The organism is Burkholderia sp. AU45388 (genome assembly GCF_030481585.1).
GTDB lineage: Bacteria > Pseudomonadota > Gammaproteobacteria > Burkholderiales > Burkholderiaceae > Burkholderia > Burkholderia sola.
In genome coordinates this window covers 100,198-111,816 of the sequence record NZ_JAUJPV010000014.1, presented here as the reverse complement: position 1 = coordinate 111,816, position 11,619 = coordinate 100,198, and the positions used below count along the sequence as shown (strand labels likewise).

The following is an 11,619-nucleotide window of genomic DNA, read 5'->3' as shown; positions in this document are numbered from 1 at the left end:
GCGCGCCGCCCGTCACGGTTTCCAGCGGTACATGAGCACCTTGCCGCGCGCGTCTTCCTCGACGAACACCAGGTACTCGCCGTTCTCGCGCCGGAACGCGCTGATGCCGAACGGCACGTCGACCCAGCCCGACGCCTTGCCGACCTCCGCGCCCGGGCTCATCACGCCGACTTCCTTGCCGGTTTCCTTGTCGTACACGTGGATCTTGCCGACCGGCTCCACCGTGAAGATGTAGCGGCCCTCGACCGTGATGCCGATCAGGTCGAGGATCGGCTTCGCGTCGAGCTGCCACGGCAGCGCGACGGTGTAGCGCACGACCGGCGAGCCGCTCGACCACTTGTCGAAACGCACCAGCACGCGGCCGACTTCCTTGTTGATGCCTGCCTGCGGCGGCGCGTCGGCCGTGTAGCCCGTCACGTACAGCGTGTCCGTCTGCGGCTCGTAGATCGCGCGGCGCAGTTGCGTGAACGGCTGCGGCATCGGGTAGGTCGTGACCTTGTCGTACGAATAGATCGGGTTGCCGGCCTTGTCGACGCCGCCATAGCCGAAGCGATGAATCCCTCGAACGTCGCTCGTGCGCCAGATGTCGCCCTTCGTGTCGACCCACCAGCCCCAGCCGCCGGCCTTCGCCTTGCCGGTCGTGTTGATCTCGGACTCGCCGGCATCGATCCGACCGTTGCCGTTCGCGTCGCGCCACAGCCAGTCGCCGCCCGGCGGCTTGTTCGGCACCTTGTCGACCGGCCGCGCGCGACCCGCGATCAGGCCGGACGGAATCGCGACCTCGCCGTCGCGCTTCGCGTCGAAGCGGTAGATCTTCAGGTGATCGGCGTACATGTCGGTCAGGTACAGGAACGTGCGGCCGTCGACACGCCGCGCGATCGGCATGCCCGGATACTGGTCGGTGTGGAACACCGGGTCGTCCGGATACTTGAAGCGGTTCGACAGGAAGCCGACGTATTTCCAGTCCTGGCCCGGCGGCTTCGACAGGTCGAGCTCGAAGCGCTTGTTGCCCGTGTACACGCTGTTCGGCCGCGCGGGGTCGAGCCACGCGCCGTCGACGAACAGCAGCCCCTGCACCTGCCAGCGCAGCTTGCCGTCCGGCGTGTAGCTTTCCAGCACCGCGCCGAGCCCCGCGCCGATCGTGTCGTGGCGCGGCCCGATCCCGTTCATCGATACATAGATGTTGCCCGCGCGGTCGACGCCGACGCCCGTCAGCCCGTTGAAGCGCTGCGGCCCCGGCCGCCCCGGCACCGGGCCCGCAAAGATGCCGCCGCGCTCGCCGAGCGTGCCCGACGGCGCATAGCCCTTGCCGCCTTTCGAGAAGATCAGGATCTGCTGGCGCGGCCCGTTGTCCGCGACGAGCACGCGCCCTTTCGCGTCGACCGCCACGTCCACCGCGTCGGTGCCTTCCGGCAGCGCCGGCGCGTCGTCGAGCTTGCGGCCGTCGGCCCGCACATGCACGAGATGCGCGGGGCCGCCGAGCGTATCGGTCAGCAGCCACAGCGTGCCGTCGCCCGCCAGCGCGATGCGGCCCGGCTCGTGCGCGCTCCACGTGCCCTTCTGCTGCATCGTCTCCGCGTCGTAGACATCCACCACGTCGCGCGACGGATTGGTCGCGAACAGCGTCTTGTCGTCGGCCGCGAGGCCGCCTACTTCCGCCTTCGCCTCACCCACTTCCGAGCGCGCGGGGGCCGACACCTCGTTCATCATCATGAAGCTCGCGGCCATCCGTGCGCGGCCGGTATCGGCGCGCCCGCCCGGCGCGACCTGCGGCGCCGCGCGAAACGGCGCGGGCTGCTTCATGTCGCCGATCGTGCGCCGCGAGATGCCGAACCACTGCTTGCCCTTGTCCGGCCAGATGCCGGGCGACTGCAGGTGGCCGCGCTCATTGCCGACGCCGATCGCGACATACGCGTACTTGCCGTTCACCGCGATCGCGCTGCCGCCGAGGTTGCCCCAGCCGTGCGTGCCGCCGGCGAAGCCGAGCATCTTCCCGTCCTGATAGACGCTCGCCTCGGCGCCGCTCTCGTCCCACGGCGCATTCGTATACACCTTGCCCGCCGGCGTCACCGCGATCGCGCGGATGTCGATCTGCGTCCACGTGCCGTCGCCATAGCCGAACGTGTTGCCGATCCACGACGTCGTCGCGGGCAACACCGTTTCGGCCGGCACGGTGCTCGTCAGCAGTGCCGCGCATACCGTCATGCCAACCAGAATCAGACGTCGCAATGCGCTTCTCCAGACTCGATGCAACAGCGACCGGCGCCGCCACGGATCGCCCGCGGCGGCGCCCTGTCGCTAAATGGGTTTCAAACGTCGCGATGCAGGTTACAAGCAAAAATAATCACAAGAAATTTGGAAATATTTGGGGATGTTTCCGCCTGAAATATCGAGACGGAACAGCGCGTAAATGCCCGCCGAAAGCGGCAATAACGACCGCCTTTTTCGCGCCGCTGCGTAGAAAATTCCGTTCCGCGCCGCCTGCCGCGCCCCTCGGCGAGCAAACCTTTCGTCCCGTGATCGTGATAATCGGCATTTGCCTGTTTGTCCGCGGATAAATGGCCCGCGTTTTTTTACCGATTTCTTTTCCCTAGAATCGATTTCGATTTCATATTCCATTTAAAGCATGCAATACGTACACGCATCCGATGCGGGTCGTGAAGGAGCCGCGCGATGACGGCCCCGTCGCGCCCCGCCGACCTCGTCCCGCCACAACACGGCCGCATCGTGCAGCTCGACGGGCTGCGCGCGATCGCGGTGGGCGCCGTATTCCTGCAACACGCGCTGAAGGCGCCGCTATGGATGGGCGTCGATCTGTTCTTCGTGCTGAGCGGCCTGCTGATCACCGGCATCCTGCTCGATCGCAAGGCGCGCGGGCAGTCGTACTTCAGCCACTTCTACGCGCGCCGCGTGCGCCGCATCCTGCCGCCGTACGTGCTGCTGCTGCTGGTGTCGACGCTGCTGTTCGGCGCAAGCTGGCTGCCGCACTGGCCGTGGTTCGCGTTCTTCTCGACCAATATCGGGCTGTCGCTCGGCAGCATCGGCCATGACAGCCTGAACGTGCTGTGGTCGCTCGCGGTCGAGGAGCAGTTCTACATCTTCTGGCCGTTCGTCGTGCTGTGGTGCTCGGAGCGTGCGCTGCTGTGGGTCGCCGCCGCGCTGATCGTCGCGGCGCCGGTGCTGCGCGCGATCGCGACGCCGTGGTTCGATTCGTTCTGGCCGATCTACTACCTGACGCCGTTCCGGATGGACCTGCTCGCGGCAGGCGCGTTGCTCGCGATCGTGCTGCGCCGCGACCGGCGCGCGCTGGAGCCGTTCTATCCGCTCGCGATCGTCGGCGCGCTCGTGTCGCTCGCGATCCTCGGCTGGCTGCACCTGTCGTTCCCGCGCTTTCGCGCCGCGAACACGCCGCTGTCGAACGCGGCGCTCTACAGCATCTCGCTGCTGCTGTGCACGTCGATCGTCGTGATCGCGCTGCGCGGGCGCGGCCTCGTGCAGCGCGTGCTGACGAACCCGATGCTCGTCTACGTCGGCACCGTCAGCTACACCGTCTACCTGATCCACCTGAGCGTGCTGTACGCGCTGTGGCCGCTGCACCTGAACCGCTTCGTCACGGCCGCGCTCGCGCTGGCGATCACGCTCGCGTACGCGACCCTGAGCTGGTACGGCTTCGAACGGCGCCTGACGCGCGGGCCCGCGCGCCGCGCGGTGCCAGCCGCCGCCGGCACGGCTGCGTGAATTTCATCATCCAACGTTTCTACCAGGACAACGCCATGAGCCAAACGCGTAAAAAGGCCATCATCACCGGAATTTCGGGGCAAGACGGTGCGTACCTGACCAAACTGCTGCTCGACAAGGGCTACGAGGTCACCGGCACCTACCGCCGCACCAGCTCGGTGAATTTCTGGCGCATCGCCGAGCTGGGTGTCGACACGCACCCGAACCTGACGCTCGTCGAACACGACCTGACCGACGCAGGCTCGAGCTTGCGCCTGCTCGAACGCACGCAGCCGGACGAGCTGTACAACCTGGCCGCGCAAAGCTTCGTCGGCGTGTCGTTCGACCAGCCGGCGACGACCGCCGAAGTGACCGGCATCGGCCCGCTGAACCTGCTCGAGGCGATTCGCGTCGTGAGCCCGAAAACGCGCTTCTATCAGGCGTCGACGTCCGAGATGTTCGGCAAGGTGCAGGCGATTCCGCAAACGGAAACCACCGCGTTCTATCCGCGCAGCCCGTACGGCGTCGCGAAACTGTACGCGCACTGGATGACCGTGAACTACCGCGAATCGTATGGCCTGTTCGGCAGCAGCGGCATCCTGTTCAACCACGAATCGCCGCTGCGCGGCCGCGAATTCGTGACGCGCAAGATCACCGACACGATCGCGAAGATCAAGCTGGGCAAGGCGACTAAGCTCGAGCTCGGCAATCTCGACGCGAAGCGCGACTGGGGCTTTGCGCTCGAATACGTCGAAGGCATGTGGCGCATGCTGCAGGCCGACGAACCCGACACCTACGTGCTGGCGACCAACCGCACCGAAACCGTGCGCGACTTCGTGCGGATGGCGTTCGCGGCGGCCGGCTACCAGATCGAATGGACCGGCAAGGGCGAGCAGGAACGCGGCCTCGATGCGGCGACCGGCAACGTGCTCGTCGAAGTGAACCCGAAGTTCTACCGTCCTGCCGAAGTCGACCTGCTGATCGGTTGCGCGGATAAGGCGAAAAGCAAACTGGGCTGGGCACCCAAAACGACGCTCGAACAACTTTGTCAGATGATGGTCGAAGCGGATTTGACGCGGAACCAACACCATGACACGTTCTGAAACCGGGCGTCCGTCGCGCCGTGCGTTCGTCACGGGCCTGACGGGTTTCACCGGTCGCCACATGGCCGAACGCCTGCAGGCGGCCGGCTATGACGTCTGGGGCACGGTCGCGCCCGGCACGCCGCGTCCCGCCGATCCGGCATTCGCACACTGCACGCTGCTGCCCGTCGACCTGCTCGACGCGGAAGCCATGCGCGCGGCCGCTGCCGACGCACGGCCCGACGCGGTCGTGCATCTCGCCGCCCGTGCGCATGTCGCCGACGACGAACCGACGCAGACCTACGCGGTCAACATCGTCGGCACGCGCAACCTGCTGGCGGCGCTGGCCGGCCTCGACCGCCGCCCGTCGGCGGTGCTGCTGGCAAGCAGCGCGAACATCTACGGCAACTCGACGGCCGGCGTGCTCGACGAAACCGTCGCGCCCGCGCCGGCGAACGACTACGCGATCAGCAAGCTCGCGATGGAATATGCGGCGAAGCTGTGGGCCGACCGGCTGCCGATCGTGATCGCGCGGCCATTCAACTACACGGGTGTCGGCCAGAGCGATGCGTATCTGGTGCCGAAGCTCGTCGCGCACTATGCGAGCAACGCGCCGCGGATCTCGCTCGGCAACCTCGACGTGAGCCGCGATTTCTCCGACGTGCGCGACGTGACCGCCGCCTATCTGAAGCTGGTCGAAGCCGCGCCGGCCGGCGAGACGTTCAACGTGTGCTCCGAGCGTGCGTATTCGCTGAAGGAAGTACTGGCGATGCTGTCGCGGATCGCCGGCTACGTGATCGACGTGACGATCGATCCGCGCTTCGTGCGGCACAACGAAGTGAAAAGCCTGAGCGGGTCGCGCGACAAACTGCGGCGCGCGGTGGGCGAATTACCGGTCACGCCGCTCGACGAAACGCTGCGCTGGATGGTGGACGCGATGCGCGCCGCACCATCAGGGCACACCGCCGGCTGACGACGGCACAACACGCGCGCGACGGCATGCGCAGAAACGACAACGGGCCGCTCTCTCTCGAGAGCGGCCCGTTTCACCGATGCCGAGCGAAAACCGGCTGTATCGCTCAGCCGCCCAGACCACGCGCCAGATCAGCGCGAACGTCGGCTGCGTGCTCGAGGCCGACCGCGAGGCGGATCAGCCCCTCGGTGATCCCCGCCGCCGCGCGCGCTTCCGGCGTGATGCGGCCGTGCGTCGTGGTGGCCGGATGCGTGATCGTCGTGCGCGTGTCGCCGAGGTTGCCGGTGATCGACACCAGCTTCGTGCCGTCGATCACGCGCCATGCGTTCGCGCGCTGCTGCTCGGGCGTGTCGCCCTTCAGCTCGAACGACACGATCGCGCCGCCCGCCTTCTGCTGACGCTTCGCGAGTTCATGTTGCGGATGCGATTCGAGCCCCGGATAGAACACGCGCGCGACCGCCGGATGCGCGTCGAGCCAGCGCGCGATTTCCAGCGCGTTCGCCGATTGCTTGTCGACCCGCAGCGACAGCGTCTCCATCCCCTTCAGCAGCACCCATGCGTTGAATGCCGACAGCGTCGGGCCCGCGCTGCGCACGAACGGGAACACCTTGCCCATGATGAATTCCTTCGAGCCGACCAGCGCGCCGCCGAGCACGCGGCCTTGCCCGTCGAGGAATTTCGTCGCCGAGTGCATCACCACGTCCGCGCCGAGCTTCAGCGGCTGCTGCAGCACCGGGCTGCAGAAACAGTTGTCGACGACGAACAGCGCGTTCGCCGCCTTCGCGATCTTGCCGATCGCCTCGATGTCCGCGAGTTCGGTCAGCGGGTTCGACGGCGTCTCGAGGAAGAACATCTTCGTTTCCGGCCGCACCGCTTCCTGCCACGCGTTCAGGTCGGTCGGGTCGACGAAGGTCGTCGTGATCCCGAACTTGCTGAAGATCTGCGAGAACATTCCGAGCGTCGAGCCGAACAGGCTGCGCGAGCTGACGAGGTGGTCGCCCGCCTGCAGCGCGGACATCACGACCGACATGATCGCGGCCATGCCCGACGCCGTCGCGATGCACGCCTCGCCGCCCTCGAGCGCCGCGAGACGCTCCTGGAACATGGTGACGGTCGGATTCGTGAAGCGCGAATACGTGAAATAGTCTTCCGAATTCGCAAAACGCTCGGCCGCGTCGGCCGCGCTCGAGAAGCAGAAGCTCGACGTGAGGAACAGCGCTTCCGAATGCTCGTTGAAGTCGCTGCGCAGCGTGCCCGCGCGCACCGCGAGCGTGTCGAAGTTGAGGGAGTCGTCCATGTTCCGTTTTCCGTATTCGAGGGCCGCGCCGACGGTCGTGCATGAGGCGCGGCGTCGGTCAAAACCGAGGCCAAAAAGCAAAAAGCCCGCTATGCGTCGGCATCAGCGGGCTTCGGGTGCGGTACGACAGCGATCGACTCGGGCCGGCTGCCGCCGGCCTTCGCTTTAGCTGTTTTGGGAAGTTGCCCCGCGTCCGCAAGCTGATATCAAATCGACGCAAGGCCACATCCTATCACGCCTCGATCAAAGCGTGCGCCGGCGTTACTCGACCGACAGCTGCAGGTTCATCTGCGAACGCTCGGTGTCGCCGGCCGTGTCTCGATCGGCCTGCGACGCCGGCGTGAGGCGCGCGCGCTCGATCGCATCGAGGTACTCGGGCGTCACCGCGCCGGTGATGTAGTTGCCGTCGAAACACGACGCCTCGAAGCGCTCGAGCTTCGGGTTGATGTCGCGCACCGCGCGGCGCAGATCGTCGACGTCCTGATAGATCAAATGATCGGCACCGATGATCTTCGCGACTTCCTCGTCGGTGCGGCCGTGCGCGACGAGCTCACCGCGCGTCGGCATGTCGATGCCGTATACGTTCGGGAACTTCACGGGCGGCGCCGCCGACGCGAAGATCACCGACTTCGCGCCCGCATCGCGCGCCATCTGCACGATTTCGTGCGAGGTCGTGCCGCGCACGATCGAATCGTCGACGATCAGCACGTGCTTGTCCTTGAACTCGATGCTCATCGCGTTGAGCTTCTGGCGCACCGACTTCTTGCGCACCGCCTGCCCCGGCATGATGAAGGTGCGGCCGACATAGCGGTTCTTGAAGAAGCCTTCGCGATACTCGACGCCGAGCTTCGCGGCGACCTGCATCGCGGCCGGGCGCGACGAATCGGGAATCGGCATCACGACGTCGATCGGCACGTTCGGCAGTTCGCGCTTGATCTTCTCGGCGAGATAGTCGCCCATGCGCAGGCGCACGTTGTAGACCGGCACGCCGTCGAGGCACGAATCCGGACGGGCCAGATACACGTATTCGAACATGCACGGATTCAGCGTCGGGTTCTCCGCGCACTGCTGGCTGTGGAAGTTGCCGGCCTTGTCGATGAAGACGGCTTCGCCCGGCTCCAGGTCACGCACGAATTCGAAACCGATGCCTTCGACCGCCACCGACTCCGACGCGACCATCCATTCGGTGCCGTGCTCGGTTTCGAGCTTGCCGATGCAGAGCGGGCGGATGCCGAACGGGTCGCGGAACGCGAGCAGGCCGTAGCCGGCGATCAGCGACACGATCGCGTACGAACCCTGCAGGCGGCGATGCACGCCCGAGACCGCCTTGAACACCGACGCCGGATCGAGCTCGAGGCCCGTGGTCGACAGTTGCAGCTCGTGCGCGAACACGTTGAGCAGCACTTCGCTGTCGGAGTTGGTGTTGATGTGCCGGCGGTCGATCCGGAACATCTCGTCCTTCAGCTGCATCCAGTTCGTCAGGTTGCCGTTGTGCGCGAGGATGATCCCGAACGGCGCGTTCACGTAGAACGGCTGCGCCTCGGCCTCGCTCGACGCCGAGCCGGCCGTCGGGTAGCGCACCTGGCCGATGCCGTAGGTGCCGGGCAGACTGCGCATGTTGCGCGTGCGGAACACGTCGCGCACCATGCCGTTCGCCTTGTACATGTGGAAATTGCTGCCATCCGCCGTCGCAATGCCCGCCGCGTCCTGACCGCGATGCTGCAGCAGCAGCAGGCTGTCATAGATCAGCTGATTGACCGGGGATTGGGAGATAACGCCTACGATGCCGCACATGGCATGTCCTTCAGAATGACAAAATCGGTTCCGTCCTGCCCGGCCGCGTCGTCACACGCGTACGTACTGGGCCATGCCGTCGGGCAGGAGCTGCTTCAGCTCGCGCACGCCCTGTTCGGCAAAAGGACGCAATAGCGCATTGCGCCAGAAATCCTGTTTGGGCAGTTCGGTCAGCCCGGCCGCCGCGACCAGCAGCACCACCAGCACACAGCCGCGGACGAGCCCGAACATCATGCCCAGCGAGCGGTCGACGCCGCCCAGGCCACTCGCCTGCGCGATCCGCGACAGCAGCGCGTTCGCCACGCCGGCGACCAGCACGACGCCGATCACGAGCAACGCGAAGGCGATCACCCACTGCGTCAGCGCGCCGCCCGGCCAGTTCGCCGGAATGTACGGCACGACCATCCCGACGTAGCGGCCCGCGATCACGATCGCCGCGATCCAGCCGATCAGCCCGAAAATCTCGGACACGAAGCCGCGCCACGCACCGCGCAGCGCCGACAACACGATCACCGCCAATACAGCGTAGTCGAAAGCCGTCAGCATCGTGGCCTTACTGCGTCAGGCCGGCTTCGCGCACCTTCGCGATCGCGGCGGAGGCCGCCGAGCGATCCGCGAACGGGCCGGCACGCAACAGTGTAGCCGTGCTGCCGTCTGCCTGCTTGCGATGCTCGACATATGCGGGCACGCCCGCCGATTTCAACTTGGTCGCCCACGAACGGGCCGTCGCGTCGTCCTTGAACGAGCCGAGCTGTACCGCGAAGCGCGCACCGGCCGGCGACGCCGGCGACGATGCGTCGCCGCTGTCCGGGCTCGCGGCGCCGTCATTCGCGACGGTGGCGGGCTTCGGCGCGGCAGGTTTCGGCGCGGGCGCTGCGGCCGGCTTCGGCGCGGGCTTCGGCGGCGTCACGCTCGCGGTGGTGGTCGTATCGGGTTTCGCCACCGGCTTGGCGGCATCCTTCGGCGCGGGTGCGGGCGCCGGTGCGGCCGCAACGGTCGTGTCGGAGGCCGGCGGTTCGTCATGCGCGACGCCTGCCTGCACGTCGGACACATCGTCGTCGCGCGGCGCGACCGCCTGATGCGCGGGCCGGTTCGGGATGTCGATCGCGATGTCGTCGGTGACCGGCTTCGGGTGCGAATCGAGCACCATCGGCAGGACGATCACCGCGGCCACGACGAGCGCGATCGCGCCGACGAGGCGACGGCGCGCGCGTTGCTTTTCTGGAAGGGTCGGATCGAGGAGCAGGGCATCCGATTCCGGACGCTCGGTACGGCGCGAGCGTCGCTCGACGCGCTCAGTGCGCTCCGTGCGCACGTTCCGGGAGGCCCCGGTGCGACCGCCGCGCCGCGGGGGCGCGTCGTCGTCTTTCTTGCCGAACGAGAAAATTCCCATGAATGGCTGAGTCCGAAACTGCCCGTCAGTCAGTGTTGCTGCGATTTACGGTAGGCCAGCACGCCGGCAACCGTATGGAAACTGCCGAAAACCACGATTCTATCATTCTCGGATGCTCTTTTTAGTGCATCGCGAAACGCTTCCGCGGGCGACGCGTAGCGCGTCACGCTCGAATCGGGCCCCTCCTCCACGCCAGCCTTGCGCAGCGCGGCTTCGAGCTGCTCCGCCGAGGCCGCGCGCGGCAGCGGCAGGTCGGTCACGCACCAGTGGTCGATCTCGCCCTTCAGGTGCCGCAGCACACCGTCGATGTCCTTGTCGTGCATCGCGCCGAACACCGCGTACGTGTAAGGGAAGAAGCCCATGTTGCCGAGGTTCTGCTCGAGCACGGCCGACGCATGCGGGTTGTGCGCGACGTCGAGCACGATCGCCGGCTTGCCGGGCAGCACCTGGAAACGCCCCGGCAGCTCGACGTTCGCCAGCCCGAGCCGGATGTCCTGCGCGGACACCGGCAGCACCGGGCGCAGCGCCTCGAGCGCGGCAAGCGCGGCCGACGCATTGATCAGCTGATTCGCGCCGCGCAACGCCGGATAAGCGAGCGCCGGATAACGCTTGTCGCGGCCAAGGTAGCTCCATTGCTGACGCTCGGCGCCCGCCTGCGCCTCGTAGCGGAAATCGCGGCCGACCAGCCACAGATCGGCGCCGATCGCTTCGGCGTGGTCGATCAGCGTTTGCGGCGCGGCCGGATCGCCGCAGATCGCCGGCTTGCCCGCGCGGAAGATCCCGGCCTTCTCGAACGCGATCTTCTCGCGCGTGTCGCCGAGGTATTCGGTGTGGTCGATGTCGATGCTCGTGACGATCGCGCAATCGGTATCGATGATGTTCACCGCATCGAGCCGGCCGCCGAGGCCGACTTCGAGGATCACCGCATCGAGCCCGCGCGACGCGAACAGATGCAGGATCGCGAGCGTCGTGAATTCGAAATACGTGAGCGACACCGGTTCGGCCAGCGACGTGCGCGCGGCTTCGACGGCCTCGAAGTGCGGCAGCAGTTCGTCGTCGGTCACGTTCTGCCCGTTCACGCGCGCGCGCTCGTTGAATTCGAGCAGGTGCGGCGACGTATGGCAGCCGACCTTGTAGCCCGCGCGCACGAGGATCGTCTCGAGGAACGCGCAGGTCGAGCCCTTGCCGTTCGTGCCGCCGACGGTGATCACCGGGCACGCGAATTCGAGCTGCAGCGCCGCCTTGACCTGCCCGATGCGGGTCAGGCCCATGTCGATGCCGACCGGGTGCGCGCGTTCGAGATGCGAAAGCCACGCGTCGAGAGTGGGAAAAGTGCTCATCGGATCAAATCTGGATCGGTACC

The 11,619-nt window shown here is 66.7% G+C and carries 10 protein-coding genes; 3 read left to right on the top strand and 7 right to left on the bottom strand.

What is annotated here, in order from left to right:
• Window positions 1-12: 12 nt before the first annotated feature.
• Window positions 13-2,229, bottom strand: a complete 2,217-nt coding sequence (locus tag QZM72_RS21815; RefSeq protein ID WP_301739169.1) for a hypothetical protein — start codon at window positions 2,227-2,229, stop codon at window positions 13-15.
• A 99-nt stretch (window positions 2,230-2,328) separates the two neighbouring features.
• Complete coding sequence (locus QZM72_RS21810) at window positions 2,329-2,619, bottom strand: hypothetical protein (RefSeq protein WP_179233484.1); 291 nt, start codon at window positions 2,617-2,619, stop codon at window positions 2,329-2,331.
• A 54-nt stretch (window positions 2,620-2,673) separates the two neighbouring features.
• Between QZM72_RS21810 and QZM72_RS21805 the strand changes: the two genes are divergently transcribed.
• The 3 genes from QZM72_RS21805 to QZM72_RS21795 are packed head-to-tail and all read left to right on the top strand — an operon-like array spanning window position 2,674 to window position 5,772.
• Entirely contained in the window at window positions 2,674-3,738 is a 1,065-nt protein-coding gene (locus tag QZM72_RS21805) for an acyltransferase (protein WP_089469391.1), read from the top strand.
• A 35-nt stretch (window positions 3,739-3,773) separates the two neighbouring features.
• Window positions 3,774-4,820: a GDP-mannose 4,6-dehydratase gene (gene gmd / locus QZM72_RS21800; protein ID WP_011548084.1), complete on the top strand. Its 1,047-nt coding sequence runs from the start codon at window positions 3,774-3,776 to the stop codon at window positions 4,818-4,820.
• Entirely contained in the window at window positions 4,807-5,772 is a 966-nt protein-coding gene (locus tag QZM72_RS21795; protein WP_089469390.1) for an NAD-dependent epimerase/dehydratase family protein, read from the top strand. Before gmd ends, QZM72_RS21795 begins: the two co-directional genes overlap by 14 nt.
• Before the next feature lie 106 nt (window positions 5,773-5,878).
• On the opposite strand, the gene QZM72_RS21790 is transcribed toward QZM72_RS21795, so the two are convergent.
• The 5 genes from QZM72_RS21790 to folC all read right to left on the bottom strand — a co-directional run bounded on the left by QZM72_RS21790 (window position 5,879) and on the right by folC (window position 11,596).
• Entirely contained in the window at window positions 5,879-7,069 is a 1,191-nt protein-coding gene (locus tag QZM72_RS21790) for an O-succinylhomoserine sulfhydrylase (protein WP_089469389.1), read from the bottom strand.
• 261 nt (window positions 7,070-7,330) lie between these two features.
• Window positions 7,331-8,863, bottom strand: coding sequence for an amidophosphoribosyltransferase (gene purF, locus QZM72_RS21785; protein ID WP_069618451.1), 1,533 nt, complete (start codon window positions 8,861-8,863; stop codon window positions 7,331-7,333).
• A 51-nt stretch (window positions 8,864-8,914) separates the two neighbouring features.
• Window positions 8,915-9,409, bottom strand: a complete 495-nt coding sequence (locus tag QZM72_RS21780; protein WP_089469388.1) for a CvpA family protein — start codon at window positions 9,407-9,409, stop codon at window positions 8,915-8,917.
• Window positions 9,410-9,416: 7 nt separating this feature from the next.
• Window positions 9,417-10,256, bottom strand: coding sequence for an SPOR domain-containing protein (locus tag QZM72_RS21775; RefSeq protein ID WP_089469387.1), 840 nt, complete (start codon window positions 10,254-10,256; stop codon window positions 9,417-9,419).
• Window positions 10,257-10,285: 29 nt separating this feature from the next.
• Window positions 10,286-11,596: a bifunctional tetrahydrofolate synthase/dihydrofolate synthase gene (folC, locus tag QZM72_RS21770; RefSeq protein ID WP_089469386.1), complete on the bottom strand. Its 1,311-nt coding sequence runs from the start codon at window positions 11,594-11,596 to the stop codon at window positions 10,286-10,288.
• Window positions 11,597-11,619 lie beyond the last annotated feature (23 nt).

Bases quoted from the DNA above. Each gene is read 5' to 3' on its own strand.
- QZM72_RS21810 (WP_179233484.1), bottom strand. From the start codon at position 2,619: ATGGAATATGAAATCGAAATCGATTCTAGGGAAAAGAAATCGGTAAAA.
- QZM72_RS21805 (WP_089469391.1), top strand. From the start codon at position 2,674: ATGACGGCCCCGTCGCGCCCCGCCGACCTCGTCCCGCCACAACACGGC.
- gmd (WP_011548084.1), top strand. From the start codon at position 3,774: ATGAGCCAAACGCGTAAAAAGGCCATCATCACCGGAATTTCGGGGCAA.
- QZM72_RS21795 (WP_089469390.1), top strand. From the start codon at position 4,807: ATGACACGTTCTGAAACCGGGCGTCCGTCGCGCCGTGCGTTCGTCACG.
- QZM72_RS21790 (WP_089469389.1), bottom strand. From the start codon at position 7,069: ATGGACGACTCCCTCAACTTCGACACGCTCGCGGTGCGCGCGGGCACG.
- purF (WP_069618451.1), bottom strand. From the start codon at position 8,863: ATGTGCGGCATCGTAGGCGTTATCTCCCAATCCCCGGTCAATCAGCTG.
- QZM72_RS21780 (WP_089469388.1), bottom strand. From the start codon at position 9,409: ATGCTGACGGCTTTCGACTACGCTGTATTGGCGGTGATCGTGTTGTCG.
- QZM72_RS21775 (WP_089469387.1), bottom strand. From the start codon at position 10,256: ATGGGAATTTTCTCGTTCGGCAAGAAAGACGACGACGCGCCCCCGCGG.
- folC (WP_089469386.1), bottom strand. From the start codon at position 11,596: ATGAGCACTTTTCCCACTCTCGACGCGTGGCTTTCGCATCTCGAACGC.